Here is a 23,168-nt window from a genome sequence, read left to right on the forward strand (position 1 = left end):
TGTTACCGCCTATTGATTACAAGGTTTTTGCGCGAACAGGATGACTTTACTTTATGTGCTGTTAGAATGCCGTCATTCTGCCTAAACCCACAAAAGAAGTGAGGTTACGCAATGCGTAAACATATCTATATTGCCTACACAGGCGGCACCATCGGGATGAAACCATCAGATCATGGTTATATTCCTGCAGCTGGGTTCCTTGGTGATACATTGAATGACATGCCTGAGTTTCATCGTAGTGAAATGCCATTATTCACACTGCATGAGTACGATAACCTGATTGATTCATCGGATATGGACCCTTCTGATTGGCAGCGCATTGCCGATGATATTGCAGAAAACTATGATAAATACGACGGATTCATCATCTTGCATGGCACAGATACCATGGCGTATACAGCCTCGGCATTGAGCTTTATGCTGGAAGACTTAACCAAGCCTGTGATAGTTACTGGTTCACAAATTCCTCTTGCAGAGCTGCGTTCTGACGGTCAAGTTAACCTGCTAAACGCGCTTTACGTTGCGGCTAATTTCCCCATTGCAGAAGTCGGTTTGTTTTTCAATAACCGCTTATTACGGGGAAATCGCAGTCGTAAGGTAGATGCCGATGGATTCAGTGCCTTCGATTCACCTAACTTCCCACCACTTCTTGAAGCAGGTATTAACATCCGCCTTAAAGCCGGTGAACTTGCCACTAAGTCAGATAAACCCCTGAAGGTTTCGAGTGTAAAAGCTCAGCCCATTGGTATGGTAAGTTTGTACCCTGGCATTTCTTCAGAAGTGCTTAAAAATACCTTGCAACAACCGGTAAATGCACTCATTTTATTAAGTTACGGCGTGGGAAATGCCCCCCAAAGCCCAGCCCTAATTGCTCAATTAGAATATGCAAGGGACAGGCAAATACCGGTGCTTAATTGCACCCAGTGTATGCGCGGTCGCGTCAACATGGGCGGGTATGCCACTGGGCATGGTTTACAAGAAGTGGGCGTGTTATCTGGCAGCGATATGACCCCCGAAGCAGCATTGGCAAAATTACATTATTTATTAAGTAAGAATCTGCCGTTTGAAACCATTAAAGCCAAGCTTACCCAAAACCTCTGCGGCGAGCTAAGCGAATAGGAATACACCATGACCACATCTTATAGCGGTGCGCTTAGAAAAATGCGCACTCATGCTGACGACAACAACACGGTAAACTACCAGCTTCCTATTGGAGAACACAAGGTAGATATAAACCCAGTTATCGGCCAAAAGGTTTCCCTAGATTTTACGGGCGACATTAACTGCGTACATTGCAATAGAAAGACCAAAAAAAGCTTTAGCCAAGGCTATTGCTACCCTTGCTTAATTTCATTAGCCCAATGCGATAGCTGTATTATTAAACCTGAAAAATGTCACTACCACGAAGGAACATGTCGAGAACCGCAATGGGGCGAAGAACACTGCTTTAGCGAGCACTTTGTGTACTTAGCTAACACCGGCAATGTAAAAGTCGGCATCACTCGCCACGTTACTGATGGGGTATCGTCCCGCTGGATGGATCAGGGTGCTACCCAAGCCACGGTCATGTTACGCGTAACAGACAGGCTCACCAGCGGCCTAGTGGAAATGCTTTGCAAAGAGCATATTGGCGATAAAACCAATTGGCGCACTATGTTGAAAAGTGCACCAGATCAGGTTGATTTACTTGAGGTAAAAGCCACTATATTGTCGAAAATTGCTGATGGATTAGCTCAAATTCAGCAGACAAAAGGGATACAAGCGGTGTCTGAAGCCGATGGTGAAGTGCATAACATTCACTACCCTGTTGATACTTATCCTGAAAAAATCAAATCGATTAACTTAGATAAAACCCCAGAATTTGAAGGCGTACTCACTGGAATTAAAGGCCAGTATTGGATGCTGGATGGCGACCGTGTTATCAATATCCGTAAATACGCCGGATACAATGTAAATCTGCATGTAGGATAAAGTTTGGGATAAGAGGTGGCTCAAATTGTAACACCGCCCCTTCCCGCGCAATCCGTGCAGATAATGTTGTCCTATACTTTGTCTGCACGGTTAGCTTTCTGCCTAAGCGTGTAACATAAAGTTTGTAACGCAAAGCTCGTAACGTTAATCTCGTAGCGCTAATCTCGTAGCGTTAATCTCTTAGCAATAACCTTGTAATGCAAAGCTCGTCACATAAACCTCTTAGCACCAACCCTATAGCATAAAGCGTGAAACTGCCGTCCAGCATTCAAAAAGCTAGGGGGTTAGCGCCAATATTCAAAGTAGTCAGAAGTATCACGTTCGGGTTTCGCCGCAGGTTCAAACGCTGGCGTACCTAAATATAAAAACCCAACTATCTCGTCGTCATCGTTTAAATCAAAACCACGCTTTACCGTATCGCAATGGGCATAACTTCCCGTTCTCCACATGCCATTAAACCCCTGGGCTACTGCAGCCATTTGCATAGCCATCACCCCACACGATGCAGAAGCAATTTGCTCTACACGGGGGACTTTTTCATGTTCAACATGCTTAGCAATCGCCACCATAATCATAGGTGCTCGACGAGGTAACTGCACTGCCCGCTCAATTTCTTTCTCAGACTTATCGTTATCGATAGCAGATTGCTCATATAAACTGCCTAGTTTATCTAGCCCTTTACCCTCACAAACGATAAAACGCCACGGCGTTAAACACGCATGATCAGGGGCACGAAGTGCAGCTTGCATAATGTTTTCAAGCGCATCACCTGACGGAGCAGGCGCAGTAAGTCTAGGTTGAGAGCTTCTGTTAAGCAGTAACGTAAGTGCATCCATTTCAGTATCCTATTATCGAACAAAGCGTTATGAAGATCCTACGTTCTATTATGAGAAAAGACCAGCATAGCGGGTCTATTTTAGGGGCAGGCTACCTAAAGTTGTTATCTCGCAACTTAGGGCGAAGTAATCAATACTTACATAGCGACCACCCCCATAGAAAAATAGCACCAGCAGCATCACAAAATAGGTAGCACCGAATTCAATACCATTATTTAGCACCACTAAACTACCACTGGAAGTAAGCCAATCGTAGTTGCCATACGTTTGCAGTAAAGATTTAGCAGCACTTAATTTCTCAGGTGCCGCCATGACACTGTCGTTCATCAAAATAGTGCCATCGGCTAGCCAAGATGATGCATCGGCAATGGCTAACCACCCGTTGTCGATGTGCACGGTGAATATGGCCACTAACATGGTTACCATCAACGGAATAGCCACCAACCTAGTAAGTAAACCGAGTAATAAGAATATACCGCCTACTAACTCAGCAGCAGTGGCTAGAAAAGCAAGCACGAGCGGAAATGGCAATCCCAATCCATAGTCTTCATTACCAAACCAGTCAACAATGGACGAAAAGCTGCTCGCCTTATTCCAACCAGCTTGAATCATGACAGGGGCTAAATAAAGCCTTAACAACAGTAATGGTATTCCATCTGCCACACTTAGTTTTTTAAAGAGGTTCGCGTATAATTGCTTTATCATTATCAAGCGCCTTGTTAATGGAGTTTGGTTTTTAACGTATTGTTATAGGAACGTGATGAAGTGAATAAACTTTCACTTAACAATAGAAAACAACCACGGGATACGCAAAAAACATCACCGCTTAAGCGGTTGTTTGTGCGTGGCCACAAAAAAGTAGGCTATAAAAAGACCACTGGCGACTTAATGATGCAACTAAGCGCGAATGATCATAAGCACATCGCTGAAGTGATTGCGCAATGGCTAACAGATGACGAGAATGCCCATAAGTGAGTGACTTTGCGGTACAATCACAAACAATTACAAATAAGTTAGCGATCTAGTTTCGATTCGGTAACATAATAGAGTTAAACAAACAGAAGGTAATGTAATTTATGGCTGCCAAAGGAAACTGGACTAAATCCTTATTTATTGGCCTGTGGACGGTTTTAAACTTCACCCGTAAGCTTTTTTTCAATGTCATTTTTCTGGTGATTTTTGTTGGCATAATCATTGCGATTACCTCTCAAGAAGACGACCAACTTACGGTTAAAGCGAATAGTGCGCTTTTACTTACGTTGAACGGACAACTTGTTATTGAAAAAGAGTCTGTCGATCCCTTTGAACAGTTTTTACAAGATGCCATGGGGTCAGAGCCTGATAACCCAGAAGTGCTAGTGCGTGATGTCGTAAAGGTTATCGAAAACGCTAAGCAAGACAGACGGATTAAAGCGTTAGTTTTAGACCTTCAAGGTTTATCTGGCGGCGGTTTAGACAAACTTCGCACAGTTGCGCGCGCCATCAACGATTTCAAAACCTCTGAAAAGCCTGTTTACGCTATTGGTGACTACTACACTAAAGAGCAGTACTACCTTGCGTCTCATGCGAATCACGTTTATCTCAATCCTATGGGTTCATTACTGCTAGATGGCTATGGTCGTTATGGCATGTATTTCAAAGATTTCCTGGAAAAACTTAAAGTTACTACACATATTTTCCGCGTGGGTACTTATAAATCTGCCGTAGAACCACTTATTCGCAACGATATGTCTGAAGCGGCCAAAGAAGCTGAGCGTAAATGGTTAGACGGTTACTGGCAGCAATATAAAGAAGACGTTGCTGCGGCCCGTGGCATCCCACTTTCCAACTTTGATGAAACCTTGGAAGGCTTACTGGCTAAGTTTGAACAAGCTGGTGGGGATTTTGCAAATTACGCATTACAAAATAATTGGGTAGATGCACTAAAAACCCGAGAAGAGGTTCGCGTTGAACTTACCGGTCTTGTGGGCGAAAACGAAGACAATCACGGTGTTAACGTGACTAACTTTAACACCTACTTGAAAGTCGTTAATCCTCCCCTACCGTCTATCAATAGTGACATCGATAAGGTGGCTATTGTGGTAGCGAAGGGCACTATTTTAAATGGCAATCAAAAAGCGGGCACCATTGGCGGCGACAGTACTGCACGGTTATTGCGTAAAGCACGTCTAGATGAAAACGTTAAAGCAGTAGTACTGCAAATAGATTCCCCAGGGGGCAGTACGTTAGGTTCAGAGATTATCCGCCAAGAAGTACTTGAGTTGAAAAACGCAGGTAAACCGGTGGTGGTTTCTATGAGTACTTACGCTGCATCAGGCGGTTATTGGATTGCAGCAAACGCCGATCGCATTTTTGCCAGCCCAAGCACTATTACTGGCTCTATCGGCGTATTCGGCATGTTTATGACATACGAAAACTCACTTGATTACTTAGGCATTCATAGTGATGGTGTTGGCTCGAATGAGCTAGCGGGTTTCTCAGCAGTACGCCCTTTAGCACCAGAATTTGGTCAAATTTTGCAACGTAATGTTGAAACTAGCTACGGTAACTTCTTATCTTTGGTATCGAACGCCCGAGATATGACGGTAGATGAAGTAGATGACGTTGCACAAGGCCGTGTATGGATTGGTACCGACGCCTTAGAACTTGGACTAGTTGATGAACTGGGCACGCTAGAAGACGCTGTTAATGCCGCGGCAGAATTCGCTGCACTAGAAAACTACGATACATTCTATGTTCAACGTACACTTTCAGCACAAGAACTGTTTTGGAAAGAGTTCTTCGGTCAAGCCTTTACGTTTGTTGGAAAGTGGCAGTTTGCTAACTCAGACTCTGCGCTAATTAATGAATTTAAACGTGTATTAGGCGAGTTCAGTATTTTCAACGAACTGAACGACCCGATGGGTACCTATATTCTTTGCCTGCAGTGCCAAGTAGAATAATTAGTCACGTAGGTAAGGTACTACTATAGCAAACCATGATTTAACCTCTCTACAGCGTCAGCACATTGCTGATGCTGTAGAAGGCTGCTACCAACGCGCTGATGAATATTTTAAGCGCACATTCCCCCGCCCTGCGCTTACCTTTAGACGCTCTGGTAAAAATGCAGGCACTGCGTTTCTTCAACAAAATCGCATTAACTTACACCCCGAACTATTCAAACAGAATGAACACGAATTTATCGAAGATGTCATTCCCCATGAAGTGAGCCATTTACTTACTTGGCAATTATTCAAAAAGGTAAAACCCCACGGTGTGGAATGGCAGGCGATTATGGTTGATGTGTTTAAGCGTCCGGCTAACGCTACCCACAGTTTTGATGTAAAAGGCGTGATTGGTAAGTTGTTCAACTATGCCTGCCTTTGCAGTTCACACCAACTGACAATAAGACGACACAACAAAATTTTAAAAGGGGCGCAGTACAAGTGCCGAAAATGCAATGGCGTACTTGTAGAAGAAAAGTTAGTTAATTAGTTGGTTAATTCGCTAGCTCGCGAACGTGCTTCGACAAAGTAACAAGCAACCGTATTTTAGCGGAACCAATGTTTAGTAAATACATTATCTAAATCATTAAAAGCAGTTTTGAGCAACGCTGCCAATTCTTTATATTTCGGTTTCGATTTGACCGACGATACATTACAACCTTCAGAGCGCATCTTGCTGTGAATATCTAGATACCAGCTATTTAACTGCGGTGGTAAGTATTGGTTTGAACGATGACCCAACCACAATAATCCCTGAAGCGGAATACTGAGAAAGAATGCACCTATAGTGATAGTTTGGGGGAAATAGTCTGTGCCCATGTTCTGAAGTAACAGTGCGCAAGAGAGTATCGCCGCAGGTGGCATGGTCTTTATAGCAAAACGCGTGGCTGCAACCACCCTACATTCAGGGAAGTAGGCATACAGTTCTTTTTTGACGGGCCAGGTTTTCATGTAGTGCTGGCCATCTTTTAGCATTGTTATCACAGACTGTGACATAAACCACCTCATTTCGCTTCAGTAAGTAGCGCACTCTGGATACTTGTTCTTATTCACTAATAGCCAGTTGGCGCCGCTTTAACGCCGTATTGGCTCGTGACTATCGCAAATTAAAACGCTATGCATATTTAAACGCTGTTTTTGCCATAAAGCTCAGTGATAATACAAACACTTAATTATTACCCCAGCGCTCAAGGTTAATATGGTGTCTAAACATGATTTCTAAAGCACAGATTTAACGTATTGCTACAACATGAATTGTAATACGAATTTCGCCTAATACAACGCAAGTTCGTCGCAATATCGCCGCCTTTTATTATAAATAATTTAAAAACAGACTTAATTGCATAATTAATTATCACCAAGTACATCAGATGGGTGACTTTTCATCATCATGAAGGCATCATAATGCCCTTCTTTCAGTGCTATTGTGCGAAGGTATCGTGTTTTTCAAAGGTATTGGCCGATTAGCAGTTGAAAAAGCAAGGTACAGTCCTTACCTAGCTACCTATAGCGTAGTGACAGCGCGACAGACAGTTGGCAAGCTTCGCTTCAAAATTATAGCAGAATTCAGCCCGGATAAATGGGCATTAGTTGGAGATACAAATGGCAGATAACAGACATGTTCGCCTACTTATTTTAGGATCGGGCCCAGCAGGCTACTCAGCGGCAGTTTATGCAGCTAGAGCAAACCTAGAACCTGTGCTTTTGACGGGGATCCAGCAAGGCGGACAGCTTACTACGACCACAGAAGTAGAAAACTGGCCAGGCGATCCTGAAGGACTAACCGGTCCTGACCTTATGGTTCGTATGCAAAAGCATGCAGAGAAGTTCGATACTGAAATTATCTTCGACCATATTAATAAAACAGACTTAACCAAGCGTCCTTTCACTCTTTATGGTGACAGTGGCACATACACGTGTGACGCCTTAATTATTGCCACAGGTGCATCTGCTAAATATCTTGGTATGGAATCTGAACAAGCGTTTATGGGTAAAGGGGTTTCGGCCTGTGCTACCTGTGACGGCTTTTTCTATCGTAACCAAAAAGTAGCGGTCATTGGCGGTGGTAATACCGCAGTGGAAGAAGCCTTGTATTTATCTAACATTGCGTCTGAAGTTCACGTTGTGCATCGCCGTGATACTTTCCGTAGTGAAAAAATTCTTGAACAGCGTCTTCGCGACAAAGCGGAAAATGGCAATGTGGTATTACACTTAGACCGTACCCTTGATGAAGTCATGGGTGACGAAATGGGTGTAACGAAAATTCGTATTAAAGAAACCGATGGTGAAGCCACCGAAGAAATTGATGTAATGGGTCTTTTCGTGGCTATCGGCCACAAGCCTAATACTGACATTTTCGCTGAACAGCTTGAAATGAAAGACGGCTACATTGTGGTAAATAGCGGCTTGCATGGCAATGCAACGCAAACCAGTGTTGAAGGTGTATTTGCTGCCGGTGATGTGAGCGACCATATCTACCGTCAAGCAATAACGTCTGCGGGAACAGGCTGTATGGCTGCGTTAGATGCAGAAAAATACTTAGATGGCTTTATGCCTGAGCAAGGCTAAGCCTTGTTCGATTTCAAGCCCTGCCATTTTCAGGGCTTGATGTCTTTCCTTTTATGATAGCGCTGCCTTATTTAGACATTGATACACCCTTTCCTCCTGTATCTGAAGCACTTGACGATCCAAACGGCCTACTAGCCTTTGGCGCAGATCTTAGCGCCCAGCGTCTTTTTTCTGCCTATTCTAGCGGAATATTTCCTTGGTTTAGCGATGATGAACCCTTGTTGTGGTGGTCGCCCAATCCACGTTCTATTATCGAGTTAGATGATTTTGTGTGTTCGAAAAGTTTACGCAAACTGGCTCGACAAAAGCGCTACAAGGTGACGTTAAATCACGCCTTCGATTCTGTGATTAATGCCTGTGCCAATATTCCACGTAAGAATCCGAATTCACAAGCGCCCAGTCAAGACACCTGGATAACAGAAGATATGCAAAAAGCTTACAGTTATTTGCATCAGCTTGGTTTAGCGCATTCGGTAGAAGTGTGGGACGGTGATGCGCTTGTTGGAGGCTTATACGGCGTAGGTGTAGGGAAAGTGTATTGCGGTGAGTCTATGTTTCACAAACAAAGCAACACCTCTAAATTGGCTATGCTAGCGTTAGTTGAGCACATGAAGCGTAACGAGATGGCATTCATTGATTGTCAGCTGCCAACGGATCATCTTGCCTCACTGGGTGCGAAAACAATTTTCCGTAACGAATTTATTGAAAAACTGCAAACTAGCAACCACACTCTAACCGATGAAGGCTCTTTAACTACCGACTACATGCATCAGTGGCATCCGCAGGTTATCACACCGTGAGATTTGGAATTACGCAATCTTTTGATTGTAGCTATTTGCCCAATCAACAAGAACAATTACTGGTTTATGCCGAATCAGATAACCAGCTTGCGTGGCGTTACGGTCAACTTATTCAAGTAGGGTTTAGACGCAGCGGTGAGCAAATCTACCGCCCACACTGTCCAGACTGTCATGCCTGTGAATCGGTAAGAATACCGGTGGCTACTTTTTGTCCTTCTAAAAGTCAAAAGCGTATACTCAATCGCAACCAACATTTTGTAGTAACCAGCGCCAAGAGCGCCAATCATTTATATTACCCATTGTACGAGAAATATATTTGCGCCCGGCACACCGATGGTAGTATGTATCCGCCTTCTAGCGAACAGTTTGAAAACTTTATTTTGTGCGAGTGGAAACGCCCCCAATTTATTGAAGCCTACGATGGCGATACGTTGATTGCAGTAGCAGTGACAGACACCATCGACAATGGCGAAGAGCATCAAGCCTTATCGGCACTTTATACTTTTTACGATCCTGATTATCACTCATCGTCTCTTGGGACGTGGATGATCATGATGCAAATCGAGCAGGCAAAGCAACAAGAACGAGATTTTGTCTACTTGGGATATTACGTAGAAGAATGCCAAAAAATGTCTTATAAGCATAAATTTTTCCCTTATGAGCAATTTTCTGGCAACAAATGGCACCGTTTTGATAAAAAACCTGCTTAATCGCTTTACACGCAACGCAAGATTGGTTAATGTCTGCGCGGCAAAAAATTTGAATTACTGAGGTAACTGCTTTACATGGCAAAAGAAGATTGTATTGAAATGGAAGGTACGGTTCAAGACACCCTACCTAATACTATGTTCCGTGTTGAACTAGAGAATGGTCACGTAGTGACAGCACATATTTCTGGTAAGATGCGTAAAAACTATATCCGAATTCTTACTGGCGATAAGGTCACTGTTGAGATGACTCCTTATGACCTAACAAAAGGTCGTATCATTTATCGCGCCAGATAATGAGCCATTAAGCGGTCAACGCATTCCAAAAAAAAGCCCAATGTAAATCATTGGGCTTTTTTGTATGTGTAGAGTTAAGCCCCGCGAAGGCATTTGGCAGTACCCTAACGCTTGGGGTTTAGCATTAAAGTGTTTGGGTTTGCATTTGGGGTTTGGGTTTAGCGCTTAGTATTTGACACTTAGAATTTGGCACTTTGCATCAACAGGCAATCAAACTGCCTAGCCCTTTCACGTTTATCGCGTTTATCGCGTTTATCGCGTTAGAGGCTCAAGGTTTTAAAAACAAAAAAAATGCCACACCCTTTCAGGCGCAGCATTTTTTATTCAACATTACACGTCTAGTGCAACAAGGTCACTAGGTGTTAGCTAGACTCTGTTTCTTCTTTAACTGCATCAACGCCCGAATATTCAAACTCCAACTTATCGTCGTTCAAATCTACTTTAACGTCGCCGCCTTTCGTTAATTCACCAAACAGCAATTCATTCGCCAGTTCTTTCTTAATCTCTTCTTTGATTAAGCGAGACATAGGACGGGCACCCATGGACTTGTCGTAGCCCTTCTCGGCTAAATAAGCACGTGCTGCAGGGGTAACCTCTAAAGATACTCCTTTAACGTCCAGCTGCGCCTGAAGCTCGATAATGAACTTATCAACAACCTGCAAGATAACCTCAGCATCTAGGTGATTAAACCAGATGATGCCGTCTAAGCGGTTTCTGAATTCAGGGGTAAACACCTTGTTGATTTCAGATAGCGCATCGTGGCTATGATCTTGCTGTTTAAAGCCAATAGACTTGCGCACCGTTTCTTGTACACCCGCATTGGTCGTCATTACCAATACTACATTTCTAAAGTCTACCTTGCGGCCATTGTTGTCGGTAAGCGTACCGTGATCCATGACCTGCAACAGAATGTTGTAGATATCACTGTGCGCTTTCTCGATTTCATCTAGCAGTACCACTGAGTATGGGTTTTTAATAACCGCATCGGTTAACAATCCACCTTGCTCAAAACCTACATAACCTGGAGGCGCACCAATCAAACGGCTAACCGCATGGCGTTCCATGTACTCAGACATATCGAAACGAACCAACTCAACGCCCATTATTTTAGCAAGTTGCTGCGTGACTTCGGTTTTACCCACACCGGTAGGCCCTGCAAACAAGAAACTACCAATTGGTTTTTCTTCCGCACCCAACCCTGAACGCGATAGCAAAATAGCGTCGTTAAGCGTCTCTATGGCTTTGTCTTGGCCAAACACCATCATTTTAAGGTTGCGGCCAAGGTTCTTAAGTACTTCTTTGTCAGACGCGGAGACGGACTTTTCAGGGATTCGAGCCATCTTCGCAATAATCTGCTCAATATCCCCTACCCCAATCGTTTTCTTACGCTTCGATTGCGGCAACAAGCGCTGGCTTGCACCGGCTTCATCCATCACATCAATAGCCTTATCAGGCAAGTGACGTTCGTTTATGTACTTAGCCGAAAGCTCAGCTGCAGCCTGAATAGCTTTTTGTGTATAGCGTACGTTGTGATGATCTTCATATCGGCTTTTAAGGCCAAGTAGAATTTTGGTAGTGTCGCTTACGCTTGGCTCAGTCACATCCACTTTTTGGAAACGACGGGCCAAGGCTCTGTCTTTTTCAAAAATACCTTGGTATTCCTGATAAGTTGTTGAGCCAATACAACGAAGTTCACCGCTTGAAAGCTTAGGCTTCAGCAAGTTAGATGCATCCATAACACCGCCAGATGCCGCACCAGCACCAATGATGGTATGAATTTCATCAATAAACAAAATGGCGTCTTCGTCTTTCGATAATTCTTTCAATATCGCTTTTAAGCGTTTCTCGAAATCACCACGATATTTAGTGCCGGCTAGTAGGCCACCTAAGTCTAGCGAGTAAACGGTACTGTTGCTGATAACTTCAGGCACGTCTTCGTTTACAATTCGATAGGCTAACCCTTCAGCAATAGCGGTTTTACCTACGCCAGCTTCACCCACAAGCAGCGGGTTATTTTTTCTACGGCGACACAAAATCTGAATCGTGCGCTCGACTTCTTTATCGCGCCCAATCAATGGGTCTACCTTGCCTTCTTTGGCGTGGCGATTTAAATCTGTCGCGTATTTACTTAGTGCCGACCCGCTTTCTTCACCGCCTTCACCCTCTTCACCCGTTTCTGGGTTAAGTGGCGCATCATCTTCGGCTTTACTCACACCGTGACTAATGAAGTTAACAATATCTAAGCGGGTTACATCAGACTTTTTGAGAATGAAAACGGCTTGAGACTCTTGCTCACTGAAAATAGCCACAAGTACGTTGGCACCAGTGACTTCTTCTTTACCAGATGATTGCACATGGAAAACTGCGCGTTGGAGCACGCGCTGAAAACCTAAGGTAGGCTGCGTTTCTCGTTCGTTCATTTGCTCGTCAAGAATCAACGGGGTAGTGTCTTTAACGAAAGAAATCAGCTCACTTTTAATTGCTTCAATATCCGCACCGCAGGCATGCAGTGCTTCACGGGCTGCCGAGTTATCAAGTAGCGCCAGCAATAAATGCTCGACCGTCATAAACTCATGGCGATGTTCTCTGGCAAATACAAACGCATCATTCAACGTTTGTTCTAATTCTTTATTTAACATTTCGCTCGCCCTCTACAAATTGACTTACGCCTGTTCCATAGTACACATAAGCGGATGATTGTGCTTACGCGCATACTGATTAACCTGCATCACCTTGGTTTCTGCTATCTCAGCAGTAAAAATGCCACAAACCGCCTTACCTTGGTAGTGTACTGTTAGCATAATTTGATGCGCTTTCTCAGCATCCATATTGAAAAATTGCATGAGCACTTCAATTACAAAATCCATTGGCGTGTAATCGTCGTTGTTCAACAACACTTTATACATTGGCGGCGGCTGCGTTTTTTGGCGCTGCGCGTCTTTGAGTTTTTCCCTTTCGATGCTAATGGCGTTGTCTCTACTCATAATTAATAATAGTGCTTTGTTGGCAGATGTCTCACTAACTTTAGGATAAAATTAATTCACATTTGCACTTGACATAATATGGTTAAAAAATCTACATTTTAGAGGTGACGTTGTTGTTTTCAAAACACGTCACGCTGCCTTCAATTATATTGTGGGGGCATAATCGTGTTAGTTCAAGGATTAAGAGGAAGTCGAAGTATGGCGATTGGCAAAGTTAAATGGTTTAACAACGCGAAAGGATTTGGTTTTATTGTACCTGAAGATGGTGGTGAAGATATTTTCGCACACTACTCAACTATCCAAATGGAAGGATATCGCTCACTTAAAGCTGGTCAAGAAGTCACGTATGACGTGCAACAGGGCCCTAAAGGCCTACACGCCGAAAACATAGGCTTTAAAGAAGAACCAGAGCGTTAAGTAACACCGAACATATTCTACAGAAGCCTGTTGTTGCCTACTTAGGCAGCAGTGGGTTTTTTCTTAGGGAGTCGACAATCGTTCACTCTCATAGATGAGTCTGCTCTACTCTTTTTATTAAATTTTCTTTATTTCCTCGCAACGCTTCTTTTAATTATTACTTATTTTTAAATATTCTGAGTTTAATTCAGATAAATTGCCTTTCTGCTCACTCACATTGTTAGATTAAATTGCACTAACCAGCAAAAAACCAAAATTAATTAGCATAAAGATAAGTAAATTTTTTAAAAATTTACTCCGATAGGATTGTTTTAAATGTTAATAAATATAAAAAAAGCGCCCCTGACTATTTGGTCAGGAGCGCTTTTAAAACAGGTGACTAAAAAATCAGTAACCTATTTAGTTTTATTAAGCGTTTAGAATTGCTTTCAAGGTTTCACTAGGCGACATAGTCGCTTCTAATTTCTCTGAATCAGGGTAGTAGTAACCACCGATATCCTGAGGCTTACCTTGAGATTCATCAATCTCAGTAATGATCGTATCGATTTTAGCCGATAGTTCGTCATATACCGCTTTAAACTGTGCCGCTAAGTCAGCGTCTTCAGTTTGGTTAGCCACTTCTTCTGCCCAGTACAAACCAAGATAAATGTGGCTACCACGGTTATCTAATTGGCCCGCTTTACGCATTGGTGACTTACCATTGTTAAGCAATGTTTCAGTCGCTTTGTCTAACGCAGTAGCGATAATTTTTGCTTTCTTGTTATCGTGCTTAATAGCAACGTCTTCAAGTGAAACCGCTAACGCTAAGAACTCACCCAGTGAATCCCAACGAAGGTGGCCTTCTTCAACAAACTGTTGAACATGCTTAGGTGCACTACCACCAGCGCCAGTTTCATACAAACCGCCGCCTGCCATTAGAGGCACAATTGAAAGCATTTTAGCACTGGTGCCGAGCTCAAGAATTGGGAACAAGTCAGTTAGGTAATCACGTAGTACGTTACCGGTTACTGAAATAGTATCTAGGCCGCGAATTGCACGTTCCATGCTGAAACGGATAGCGCGAACAGGTGCCATGATTGAAATATCTAAACCTGACGTATCGTGGTCTTTCAAGTAAGTCTCTACTTTAGTGATTAGCTGCGCATCGTGAGCACGCTCATCATCTAACCAAAATACTGCTGGCATACCAGATTGGCGTGCACGAGTAACCGCTAGCTTAACCCAGTCTTGAATAGGTGCGTCTTTCACCTGACACATACGCCAGATATCGCCTTCCTCAACAGCATGTTCCATCAATACGTTACCGTCTTGATCAACAACTTGTACCGTACCGTCAGCTTCCATTTCAAACGTTTTATCGTGTGAACCGTATTCTTCCGCTTTCTGTGCCATTAAACCAACGTTAGGTACTGTACCCATTGTTGTTGGATCGAATGCACCATGGGTTTTACAGAAGTTGATTACTTCTTGGTAAATAGTCGCGTACGTGCTTTCAGGAATAACCGCTTTCGTATCGTGCGACTTTCCATCCGGTCCCCACATTTGACCAGAGTTACGGATCATTGCAGGCATAGAAGCATCTACAATTACGTCACTTGGTACGTGTAGGTTAGAAATACCTTTGTCTGAGTTCACCATTGCGATAGGTGGACGGTCGGCATAACAAGCATTGATGTCTTTTTGAATTTCAGAACGCTGAGATTCAGGAAGGCTAGCAATTTTATCGTATACACTACCAAGACCGTTGTTAGCGTTAACGCCTAGTTCTTCAAAAAGGTCGCCCCATTTTTCAAACAAGTCTTTGTAGAATACTTTAACGCAGTGACCAAATACGATGGGGTGAGATACCTTCATCATTGTCGCTTTAACATGTAACGAGAATAAAACGCCTGTGTTTTTCGCATCTTCAATTTGTTCTTCGAAGAATTCACACAGTGCTTTTTTGCTCATGTACATTGCATCAATAACTTCACCAGCAAGTAAATTCACCTTAGGCTTAAGGGTTTTCTTGCTACCGTCACTACCGGTAAATTCAATGCTTACATAGCCTTCTTTTTCAACGGTTACTGTTTTTTCACCTGAGTAGAAGTCGCCGCCGCGCATGTGCGCTACGTGAGTGCGAGATGCTTGTGACCACTCGCCCATTGAATGCGGGTGCTTACGGGCAAAGTTCTTAACCGCAGTGGGTGCACGGCGATCTGAGTTCCCTTCACGTAATACAGGGTTTACTGCACTACCTAGTACCTTGCCATAACGCTCACGAATCTCTTGATCTTCGTCAGTTTTAGGCGAGTCTGGGAAAGCTGGTACGTTAAAACCTTTTTCGTTTAGCTCGGCGATAGTGGCGCGTAACTGAGGAATAGACGCACTAACGTTTGGTAATTTAATGATGTTAGCTTCAGGATCTTGCGTCATCGCACCAAGTTCAGATAACGTATCAGGTACACGTTGCTCTTCAGAAAGAAACTCGGGGAAAGTAGCCAACACACGGGCTGCAAGAGAGATATCACTTAGCTCTACTTCAACATCGGCAGCACTAGCAAACTTCTTAATAATAGGAAGCAACGAGTACGTCGCCAGCATTGGCGCTTCATCTGTTTTAGTATAGATGATCTTAGACTTGGTCATTATGTACCTCAATGTTATCGGTAGCGTACTACCGTTTTAGTCCATTAGTCGCACTAACACAAAGCATGTGGAAAGCCTTCGGTCACTACGATACGTAATTGATGTTTTATGTTCTGTTGCACTTAACAACAGAACCACTTGTTGTTTTCGTCCTCATGCTGAGATTAACGCAACCTTCATGCACTCAACACGAATGGGCAGTCTGTTATTTTTATAACTGCGAACATTAGTATAAGGTCGAAACTTTTAGTTACAAGTCATACCATTGTCTTAACCGACGACTTGCCTGAATTTCACCGAATTTCCCACATGTTTTTATGCCCTTTTTGGTTTTAGCCGTGTCTTATTTGGGCAGTTTTTCGCGCATTGTGATAGGCTTTTGCAATAGAAAGTATCCCTCGAATAAGAGTAATTATTCACACCATGGCAAACGAAAGCAAAATCGTATTATTCAACAAACCATTTCAAGTACTGTCTCAATTTACCGATGCGGACGGCCGAGAAACCCTCAAAGACTATATTGATATACCTGGGGTATATGCTGCCGGTCGATTAGACAGAGATTCCGAAGGGTTATTGGTGCTGACTAACGACGGAAAACTACAACATAAACTGGCGCACCCCGAAGCCAAGACCAGCAAAACTTATTGGGTACAAGTTGAAGGTATTCCTAACGAGGCCGCGCTAGACGCCTTACGGAACGGCGTTGAGCTTAAAGACGGTATGACCAAACCCGCAAAAGTTGTGGCTATAGACCCACCTGAACTATGGGACAGGATCCCGCCAGTTCGTTTTCGTCAAGCTATTCCTACTAGCTGGTTGTCTATCACAATCAGTGAAGGCAGGAACCGCCAAGTTAGACGCATGACCGCCCACATTGGCTTTCCTACATTACGTTTGGTGCGCTATCGCGTGGGCAACTGGACCATTGATGGCATCGATAATGGCAAATACGTGTGTTTCTAACATCAGCGTTATAGTAATGCCGATTTCTTCAAATACTCAATAGTGTGTTTCTTTTTTTAATACGTCACTGTAATGATGAAACCTAACTGTGATTACGTTCATTATTAGTTATAGCTTTTTGATTTATTGAATATTGAAATTCGGCGCTTGAAATACGCATTTAAACGACCAATTTACGCATCCCGACAATAAAATTTGTCGAGAAAGCAAAACGATTGAACACAATCGCTTTATTATGTGAATTGGTGTGCTTTATCTGGTAAAATCCGCCACCCTGAAATCAACCTAAATGAGTGTTATCTACGTTGTGACTGATATTGAATCAAACGCGAGCAAAAAAGTGATCGTCGGAATGTCCGGCGGCGTCGACTCTTCCGTTTCTGCCTACTTGCTATTACAGCAAGGCTATCAGGTAGAAGGCTTGTTCATGAAGAACTGGGAAGAAGATGATAATGATGAATATTGCTTAGCCGCCGAAGATTTAAAAGATGCACAAGCCGTCGCTGACAAATTAGGCATTGAGCTTCACACCATCAATTTTGCCGCTGAATACTGGGATAACGTATTTGAGTATTTCCTAGAAGAATACAAAGCAGGCAGAACGCCTAACCCCGATATAATGTGCAACAAGGAAATTAAGTTTAAAGCGTTCCTTGAATTTGCCGCCGAAGACTTAGGTGCAGACTATATTGCAACCGGTCATTACGTGCGCCGCCGCCATCAAGATGGCAAGTGGCAGCTATTGCGCGGGTTGGATGAAAATAAAGATCAAAGCTACTTCCTCTATACCCTAGGTGAAGAACACGTAGCGAAAACCTTGTTCCCTGTAGGCGATATTGAAAAGCCTCTGGTACGTAAAATTGCTGAAGAACAAGGGCTAATCACCCACGACAAAAAAGATTCCACCGGCATATGTTTTATTGGTGAGCGTAAATTCAAAGACTTTTTAGGCCGCTACTTACCTGCCCAACCCGGCATTATTGAAACCGCGGAAGGGGAAGAAATTGGTAAACATGAAGGCTTGATGTATCACACCCTAGGACAACGCAAAGGGCTGCACATTGGTGGCCATGCTAAATACGGTGAAGAGCCTTGGTATGTGGTAGATAAAGACGTAGCACGCAACGTATTAATTGTAGGCCAAGGTGCCGACCACCCTCGCCTATACTCTAAAGGCTTGGTGGCAAAACAACTGCATTGGGTAGACCGTACTACTATTACAGAACCTATGCGAGCAGTGGTAAAAACTCGTTATCGTCAAACTGATATCCCCTGCGCAATCGCGCCAATCAATGATGATATGATTGAAGTTATTTTTGATGAGCCGCAAAAAGCGGTTACACCTGGTCAATCTGCCGTTTTCTACCTAGATGAAGTGTGTTTAGGCGGCGGAATTATTGAGAGCTATATCCGTTAATGTTAGATACCGACGTAGAAAATAATTTAGCTTTGGCTGGCGTTTGCCAATCGGCGGCGCTTGTGCAAAGCCTTGCAAGAAAAGGCACCGCAAACGACGAAGCGGTGGAAGCGAGTCTTTCCAGTATATTGGTTACCGATCCTGAAAATCCACAGCAAGTGTTCGGCAAGTTAAGTAACCTTGAAGTAGGATATAAAACCTTATTCGCACAGTTATCAGATAAACAACAGAGCAAAGACACCGAGCTGACCCGTTATATTGCCAGCATTCTTGGTCTTGAAAGAAAACTTGCACGTAAACCTGCCGCCATGAAAGAACTGGCAGAGCGTATTTCTCACGTGCAGCGTCAATTGGCGCATGTAGACTTTCAAAACCCGCAAATTGTGTCGTCGTTGGCCAGTATATACAGCGATATTATTAGTCCATTAGCACCGCGTATTCAAATTGCGGGTAATCCGGATCATCTTGGCCAACCGGCTACGCAGCACAAAGTTCGCGCTATATTACTTGCAGGCGTGCGCGCCGCGGTAATGTGGCGTCAAATGGGTGGTAAACGTCGGAACATTTTGTTTCGCAGAAAACAAATTTTAAATAGCGCTGTAAAGGCGCTCAGGCTGATAAACTAGTTAAGGAGCTGAAGGTGGAACTGAGTCAGTTAACTGCAATTTCCCCTGTCGATGGTCGATATGCTGGAAAAAGCGTAGAATTACGTAGTATTTTTTCCGAATACGGCTTACTGAAATACCGTGTTGAAGTGGAAGTACGTTGGCTGCAAATGCTATCGGCGAACACTAAAATTGAAGAAGTTCCTGCGTTTTCTGATACCTCAAACGCATTATTAGATGCTATTGTGGCTAACTTTAGTGTTGATGATGCTATGCGCATTAAAGATATTGAGCGCACCACCAACCACGATGTTAAAGCGGTTGAATACTTTCTAAAAGAGCAAGTGGCTAGCAACAGCGAATTATCTGCTGTGAACGAGTTTATTCACTTTGCATGTACCTCTGAAGATATTAACAACCTTTCTCACGGCCTAATGCTTACCGAAGCCCGTGATACCGTGTTGCTACCTTACTGTGACAAACTTATCGATGCCTTAATAGCACTTGCCAAGGAATACCAACATATTCCAATGATGGCACGTACTCACGGCCAACCCGCCTCTCCTTCTACCATGGGTAAGGAAATGGCTAACGTGGCAATGCGTTTGAAGCGTCAACGCGCACAAATTGCTAAGGTTGAAATTTTAGGCAAAATTAATGGCGCCGTAGGTAACTACAATGCCCATTTATCTGCTTACGCTGATGTAGACTGGCACAGCGAGTCTGAAAAGTTTGTCACATCGCTAGGCTTATCGTGGAACCCATATACCACGCAAATTGAACCGCATGATTATATTGCCGAGTTGTTTGATGCAGTAGCCCGCTTTAATACCATTCTTATCGATTTCGATCGTGATGTGTGGGGTTATATTGCTCTAGGTCACTTTAAGCAAAAAACCATTGCCGGTGAAATTGGCTCTTCAACCATGCCGCATAAAGTTAACCCTATCGATTTTGAAAACTCGGAAGGTAACTTAGGCCTAGCTAACGCTATCTTTAATCACTTGGCCGCGAAGCTTCCTATTTCTCGCTGGCAGCGTGATTTAACCGACTCCACCGTACTTCGTAACTTGGGTGTGGGTGTAGGTTATGCGGTAATCGCTTATCAAGCTACCCTTAAAGGTATTAGCAAGTTAGAAGTTAACGAGCAAAGCTTGTTGAATGAACTTGATAACAACTGGGAATTACTAGCTGAGCCAATTCAAACGGTAATGCGTCGTTACGGTATTGAAAAGCCTTACGAGAAATTGAAAGAGTTGACCCGTGGTAAAAAGGTTAACGCTGAAATCGTGGCTGAGTTTATTGATAACTTAGACATGCCAGAAGCAGCAAAAGCTGACCTTAAAGCATTAACACCTGCAAGCTACATTGGTGATGCAATCAGGCTAGTAGATCAGTTATAAAGGCATCGCCTTTTCCATACACTTAAAAACGCGGCCAGTCCGCGTTTTTTTATGGTTGGGATTTAGGCATGCTTACACACAAAACATTTCATTCAAAAGCGGCAATAATTCACGCAACTGCACGCTTTTTTGCCCTGTGCTTGTTGTTACAAACACCGCTATTGATGGCGTATGCTCACTACAGCGCACACCATATTGCACTGTGGTGGAATCTGACCTTTCATATTCTTTGTGCATTTACCACGCTATATTTGTGCAACAAAGGCCTGCCAACGCGGGCCCGTACACTGCTGTTAACCAGCTATTACAGCTATATTGTGCTAGCGACATTCCTATGGCGTGGCGACATGTACATTCAGCACTTTTTATTGATTGGCTGCTTATGCTGTGTGGGGGTATTTAGCCAGCATGAGCAACGTCCACGACTTTACTGGGGGTTGCTTTTCGCCCTAACATTCTGTGCTATTGATGGCCTATTTAGCTACTCACTTCACGGTTGGCAAGGCGCTATTCGTCGTAGCAATAGTATTACCCTAACTCTAGCCAGCGTGGGACTTATACTGACCTTGCATGCTCATAGCCGGCGCCACCTTCATCACCTTGCTGTGAACTACCGTCATACACGGCAATTGTTGATAAAAGCAACCCCTGCCGCCAAGCTTACAAGCGCTTTTACTCCCCCTTTGAGCCATGTTCCGAATACTCCTTTAAGTAGGTTTTCAAGTAGTGCATCAACAGGCTTTTCGACCGGGCTAATGCGGCAAAGCTTCTCCTCGGCCTGTGTGTTATTTGCAGATATAAAAGGTTATCAAACACTGGCCCCCTTGTTTGGAGAACAAAAAGTGATAGAGGCATTGGATGCCTTTTACAGCCAAATTGATGTGTTAGCCGCTGCCCATAAAATGTACCCAGTAAAAACGAATGGCGATGAATACATGGCGGTTAGCGAACTGTGTATGTTTCCTCCTTTAAGTGCTTCAAATGGCAAACAAAAAGGCGAACAAAAAAGTGCACATCATATAAATAACGGCGTGTTGTTTGCGCTTGCTGTTACCGCCACCTTTAAAATCTTTGCGTTAAAAGAAGGTTGGCCTTGCCAAATTCGTATCGGCGTTGCAGCAGGCCCTGTTACTGCTGGCATGCCTAGAAGACAGCACGGCATTTTCGATGTGTGGGGCAACACGGTTAATTTGGCGTCTATGCTAGAACAACATTGCAAAGGGAATGCTGTTACCGTTTGCGATAGTACATTTTCTCATTTAACCGCTGAAACCCAAGCTAAATTCTGCCCCATTTTAATTGATAGCAAAATTGGTGAATTGGCCGCCTTCGAACACCGGCTTACTAATACACACTAAGCTAGTAACCCTTTATAGAATAAACGATAATACCCCCATAGATGCGTGGAGATTACTTAATGAAAGAATTCGATATAGAACATTTTCTATCTCATTATTGGCAACAAAAGCCTGTTGTATTACGTGGCTTTTTTCAAGATTTTGAAGATCCTATCGATGAGCACGATTTGGCCGGCTTAGCCCAAGAAGAAGAAATAGATAGCCGACTACTAAGCTTTGAAAATACCAGTGGCAACCCAGCGGATGGCGCAGGCGAATGGAAAGTTCATCAAGGGCCAATTCATGATTTTGAAGCCGTTTGCGAAGGTGCATGGACACTACTTGTACAAAGTGTAGACAGGTACGTACATGACGTAGCTGACATTCTTGAACCCTTCCGCTTTCTTCCAAATTGGCGTTTAGACGACCTAATGGTAAGTTTTGCCACTAAAAATGCAGGTGTTGGCGCGCATATCGACCAATACGATGTATTTTTAGTGCAGGGAAAGGGTCAGCGTCGTTGGCGCGTAGGTAAGCCTGGAGAATACAAAGAAGTATTCCCACACCCTAAACTTCGTCAAATTGAAGGCTTCGACCCTATTATTGATGAAGTACTAAACCCAGGTGACGTACTGTATATTCCGCCGGGTTGGCCTCATGATGGCAAAGCGTTGGAAGACTGCTTAACCTACTCTGTAGGCTTTCGTGCCCCTGAAACCAGTCAGCTCGCCGATAGCCTTTCGTTAATGTTAGAAACCAGCGACATTAATGTGCGATTTACCGATTCAGGTAGAAAGTTGTCAATGCCTTCGGCAGTAGTTGAATCTAGTGATATTGCCGCGTTAAAGCAACAGCTCATCACAGCGATTAATTCCGATGACTTCACCCATGCATTGCTTGAATCACTAAGTGAACAAGGCCTTCCAGAGTATCCACCTGAGTATTTATATACTGATAGCCAAATTACCGCAGGGTTTGAAGAAGGTGTGGAGTTTGCAGCCGCCCCTGGAGTACGTGCGCTCATTGCAACAGATACTGAAAACACGACACCTTCTCACCAAGGTCGCTTCTTTTATGTTAACGGTGAACGTTTCAGTTATAACAAAGAAGATGAGCAATGGGTTCAGCTTTTATTGAACAACGACGTACTTTTTGCCGAAATCCTGCCTGATCTACCCTCTTTTGCGTTTTTAGCAACATTAACTACACTTGTAAATAAGGGTTACTGGGAATGGATAGAAGCGTAAC

Annotated in this window: 22 protein-coding genes; 16 read left to right on the forward strand and 6 right to left on the reverse strand. The window is 43.6% G+C overall.

The annotated features are described in order from the left end of the window. The first annotated feature begins 111 nt into the window (after positions 1–111). Positions 112–1,119 carry an asparaginase gene (gene ansA, locus AMBT_RS09375; protein WP_013784378.1) on the forward strand — a complete coding sequence of 336 codons (1,008 nt, stop codon included), beginning with the start codon at positions 112–114 and terminating at the stop codon, positions 1,117–1,119. A 9-nt stretch (positions 1,120–1,128) separates the two neighbouring features. After that, a complete protein-coding gene (locus tag AMBT_RS09380; protein ID WP_013784379.1) occupies positions 1,129–1,971 on the forward strand; it encodes a DUF2797 domain-containing protein in 843 nt (280 codons plus the stop codon). Positions 1,972–2,255: 284 nt separating this feature from the next. Here the strand turns inward: AMBT_RS09380 and AMBT_RS09385 are convergent, their stop codons facing one another. Together AMBT_RS09385 and AMBT_RS09390 are read right to left on the reverse strand one after the other, a co-directional pair. Beyond that, entirely contained in the window at positions 2,256–2,807 is a 552-nt protein-coding gene (locus AMBT_RS09385; protein ID WP_013784380.1) for an NAD(P)H nitroreductase, read from the reverse strand. A gap of 75 nt (positions 2,808–2,882) precedes the next feature. Next, positions 2,883–3,512 (reverse strand): HvfX family Cu-binding RiPP maturation protein, encoded by a 630-nt coding sequence (locus tag AMBT_RS09390; protein ID WP_013784381.1) that lies wholly within the window; start codon positions 3,510–3,512, stop codon positions 2,883–2,885. A gap of 60 nt (positions 3,513–3,572) precedes the next feature. On the opposite strand from AMBT_RS09390, the gene AMBT_RS09395 reads away from it, so the two are divergent. From AMBT_RS09395 to AMBT_RS09405, 3 genes are all read left to right on the forward strand, one after another. Beyond that, positions 3,573–3,782 (forward strand): hypothetical protein, encoded by a 210-nt coding sequence (locus tag AMBT_RS09395; RefSeq protein ID WP_013784382.1) that lies wholly within the window; start codon positions 3,573–3,575, stop codon positions 3,780–3,782. A gap of 101 nt (positions 3,783–3,883) precedes the next feature. Continuing rightward, complete coding sequence (sppA, locus tag AMBT_RS09400; RefSeq protein ID WP_013784383.1) at positions 3,884–5,749, forward strand: signal peptide peptidase SppA; 1,866 nt, start codon at positions 3,884–3,886, stop codon at positions 5,747–5,749. Between the two features lie 64 nt (positions 5,750–5,813). Next, a complete protein-coding gene (locus AMBT_RS09405; protein WP_041452540.1) occupies positions 5,814–6,281 on the forward strand; it encodes a SprT family zinc-dependent metalloprotease in 468 nt (155 codons plus the stop codon). 56 nt (positions 6,282–6,337) lie between these two features. Here the strand turns inward: AMBT_RS09405 and yfbV are convergent, their stop codons facing one another. Beyond that, positions 6,338–6,787: a terminus macrodomain insulation protein YfbV gene (gene yfbV, locus AMBT_RS09410; RefSeq protein ID WP_013784385.1), complete on the reverse strand. Its 450-nt coding sequence runs from the start codon at positions 6,785–6,787 to the stop codon at positions 6,338–6,340. A 606-nt stretch (positions 6,788–7,393) separates the two neighbouring features. Between yfbV and trxB the strand changes: the two genes are divergently transcribed. The 4 genes from trxB to infA all read left to right on the forward strand — a co-directional run bounded on the left by trxB (position 7,394) and on the right by infA (position 10,163). Further along, positions 7,394–8,359 carry a thioredoxin-disulfide reductase gene (gene trxB, locus AMBT_RS09420; RefSeq protein WP_013784387.1) on the forward strand — a complete coding sequence of 322 codons (966 nt, stop codon included), beginning with the start codon at positions 7,394–7,396 and terminating at the stop codon, positions 8,357–8,359. Positions 8,360–8,412: 53 nt separating this feature from the next. Continuing rightward, a complete protein-coding gene (aat, locus tag AMBT_RS09425) occupies positions 8,413–9,159 on the forward strand; it encodes a leucyl/phenylalanyl-tRNA--protein transferase (protein ID WP_013784388.1) in 747 nt (248 codons plus the stop codon). Continuing rightward, positions 9,156–9,869, forward strand: coding sequence for an arginyltransferase (locus AMBT_RS09430; RefSeq protein WP_013784389.1), 714 nt, complete (start codon positions 9,156–9,158; stop codon positions 9,867–9,869). The genes aat and AMBT_RS09430 overlap by 4 nt, the downstream gene beginning before the upstream one ends. Positions 9,870–9,944: 75 nt before the next feature. Continuing rightward, positions 9,945–10,163, forward strand: coding sequence for a translation initiation factor IF-1 (infA, locus tag AMBT_RS09435; RefSeq protein WP_013784390.1), 219 nt, complete (start codon positions 9,945–9,947; stop codon positions 10,161–10,163). Positions 10,164–10,525: 362 nt separating this feature from the next. Here the strand turns inward: infA and clpA are convergent, their stop codons facing one another. Together clpA and clpS are read right to left on the reverse strand one after the other, a co-directional pair. Next, positions 10,526–12,802 (reverse strand): ATP-dependent Clp protease ATP-binding subunit ClpA, encoded by a 2,277-nt coding sequence (gene clpA, locus AMBT_RS09440; protein WP_013784392.1) that lies wholly within the window; start codon positions 12,800–12,802, stop codon positions 10,526–10,528. A gap of 24 nt (positions 12,803–12,826) precedes the next feature. After that, entirely contained in the window at positions 12,827–13,147 is a 321-nt protein-coding gene (clpS, locus tag AMBT_RS09445) for an ATP-dependent Clp protease adapter ClpS (protein WP_013784393.1), read from the reverse strand. Between the two features lie 198 nt (positions 13,148–13,345). On the opposite strand from clpS, the gene cspD reads away from it, so the two are divergent. Continuing rightward, positions 13,346–13,564: a cold shock domain-containing protein CspD gene (gene cspD, locus AMBT_RS09450; protein WP_013784394.1), complete on the forward strand. Its 219-nt coding sequence runs from the start codon at positions 13,346–13,348 to the stop codon at positions 13,562–13,564. Between the two features lie 408 nt (positions 13,565–13,972). Here cspD and AMBT_RS09455 read toward each other — a convergent pair whose 3' ends face one another. Next, positions 13,973–16,192: an NADP-dependent isocitrate dehydrogenase gene (locus tag AMBT_RS09455; protein WP_013784395.1), complete on the reverse strand. Its 2,220-nt coding sequence runs from the start codon at positions 16,190–16,192 to the stop codon at positions 13,973–13,975. Positions 16,193–16,615: 423 nt separating this feature from the next. Between AMBT_RS09455 and AMBT_RS09460 the strand changes: the two genes are divergently transcribed. The 6 genes from AMBT_RS09460 to AMBT_RS09485 all read left to right on the forward strand — a co-directional run bounded on the left by AMBT_RS09460 (position 16,616) and on the right by AMBT_RS09485 (position 23,167). Further along, positions 16,616–17,158: an rRNA large subunit pseudouridine synthase E gene (locus AMBT_RS09460; protein ID WP_013784396.1), complete on the forward strand. Its 543-nt coding sequence runs from the start codon at positions 16,616–16,618 to the stop codon at positions 17,156–17,158. Between the two features lie 289 nt (positions 17,159–17,447). After that, complete coding sequence (mnmA, locus tag AMBT_RS09465; RefSeq protein ID WP_126872213.1) at positions 17,448–18,575, forward strand: tRNA 2-thiouridine(34) synthase MnmA; 1,128 nt, start codon at positions 17,448–17,450, stop codon at positions 18,573–18,575. Next, positions 18,575–19,201: a high frequency lysogenization protein HflD gene (hflD, locus tag AMBT_RS09470; RefSeq protein ID WP_013784398.1), complete on the forward strand. Its 627-nt coding sequence runs from the start codon at positions 18,575–18,577 to the stop codon at positions 19,199–19,201. The genes mnmA and hflD overlap by 1 nt, the downstream gene beginning before the upstream one ends. Before the next feature lie 14 nt (positions 19,202–19,215). Further along, on the forward strand, positions 19,216–20,583 hold the full coding sequence (purB, locus tag AMBT_RS09475) for an adenylosuccinate lyase (protein WP_013784399.1): 1,368 nt from the start codon (positions 19,216–19,218) through the stop codon (positions 20,581–20,583). A 68-nt stretch (positions 20,584–20,651) separates the two neighbouring features. Continuing rightward, on the forward strand, positions 20,652–21,941 hold the full coding sequence (locus AMBT_RS09480; RefSeq protein WP_013784400.1) for an adenylate/guanylate cyclase domain-containing protein: 1,290 nt from the start codon (positions 20,652–20,654) through the stop codon (positions 21,939–21,941). A gap of 59 nt (positions 21,942–22,000) precedes the next feature. Continuing rightward, the gene (locus AMBT_RS09485) at positions 22,001–23,167 is read left to right on the forward strand and encodes a JmjC domain-containing protein (protein WP_013784401.1); all 1,167 of its coding nucleotides are present in this window, start codon (positions 22,001–22,003) and stop codon (positions 23,165–23,167) included. The last annotated feature ends 1 nt before the right edge of the window (position 23,168 follow it).

Origin of the sequence: Alteromonas naphthalenivorans (assembly GCF_000213655.1) — a bacterium.
GTDB lineage: Bacteria > Pseudomonadota > Gammaproteobacteria > Enterobacterales > Alteromonadaceae > Alteromonas > Alteromonas naphthalenivorans.

Excerpts from the sequence above, each read along its gene's own strand:
- ansA (WP_013784378.1), top strand. The coding sequence starts at position 112 with ATGCGTAAACATATCTATATTGCCTACACAGGCGGCACCATCGGGATG.
- AMBT_RS09380 (WP_013784379.1), top strand. The coding sequence starts at position 1,129 with ATGACCACATCTTATAGCGGTGCGCTTAGAAAAATGCGCACTCATGCT.
- AMBT_RS09385 (WP_013784380.1), bottom strand. The coding sequence starts at position 2,807 with ATGGATGCACTTACGTTACTGCTTAACAGAAGCTCTCAACCTAGACTT.
- AMBT_RS09390 (WP_013784381.1), bottom strand. The coding sequence starts at position 3,512 with ATGATAAAGCAATTATACGCGAACCTCTTTAAAAAACTAAGTGTGGCA.
- sppA (WP_013784383.1), top strand. The coding sequence starts at position 3,884 with ATGGCTGCCAAAGGAAACTGGACTAAATCCTTATTTATTGGCCTGTGG.
- yfbV (WP_013784385.1), bottom strand. The coding sequence starts at position 6,787 with ATGTCACAGTCTGTGATAACAATGCTAAAAGATGGCCAGCACTACATG.
- trxB (WP_013784387.1), top strand. The coding sequence starts at position 7,394 with ATGGCAGATAACAGACATGTTCGCCTACTTATTTTAGGATCGGGCCCA.
- aat (WP_013784388.1), top strand. The coding sequence starts at position 8,413 with ATGATAGCGCTGCCTTATTTAGACATTGATACACCCTTTCCTCCTGTA.
- infA (WP_013784390.1), top strand. The coding sequence starts at position 9,945 with ATGGCAAAAGAAGATTGTATTGAAATGGAAGGTACGGTTCAAGACACC.
- clpA (WP_013784392.1), bottom strand. The coding sequence starts at position 12,802 with ATGTTAAATAAAGAATTAGAACAAACGTTGAATGATGCGTTTGTATTT.
- clpS (WP_013784393.1), bottom strand. The coding sequence starts at position 13,147 with ATGAGTAGAGACAACGCCATTAGCATCGAAAGGGAAAAACTCAAAGAC.
- cspD (WP_013784394.1), top strand. The coding sequence starts at position 13,346 with ATGGCGATTGGCAAAGTTAAATGGTTTAACAACGCGAAAGGATTTGGT.
- AMBT_RS09455 (WP_013784395.1), bottom strand. The coding sequence starts at position 16,192 with ATGACCAAGTCTAAGATCATCTATACTAAAACAGATGAAGCGCCAATG.
- AMBT_RS09460 (WP_013784396.1), top strand. The coding sequence starts at position 16,616 with ATGGCAAACGAAAGCAAAATCGTATTATTCAACAAACCATTTCAAGTA.
- mnmA (WP_126872213.1), top strand. The coding sequence starts at position 17,448 with ATGAGTGTTATCTACGTTGTGACTGATATTGAATCAAACGCGAGCAAA.
- hflD (WP_013784398.1), top strand. The coding sequence starts at position 18,575 with ATGTTAGATACCGACGTAGAAAATAATTTAGCTTTGGCTGGCGTTTGC.
- AMBT_RS09480 (WP_013784400.1), top strand. The coding sequence starts at position 20,652 with ATGCTTACACACAAAACATTTCATTCAAAAGCGGCAATAATTCACGCA.
- AMBT_RS09485 (WP_013784401.1), top strand. The coding sequence starts at position 22,001 with ATGAAAGAATTCGATATAGAACATTTTCTATCTCATTATTGGCAACAA.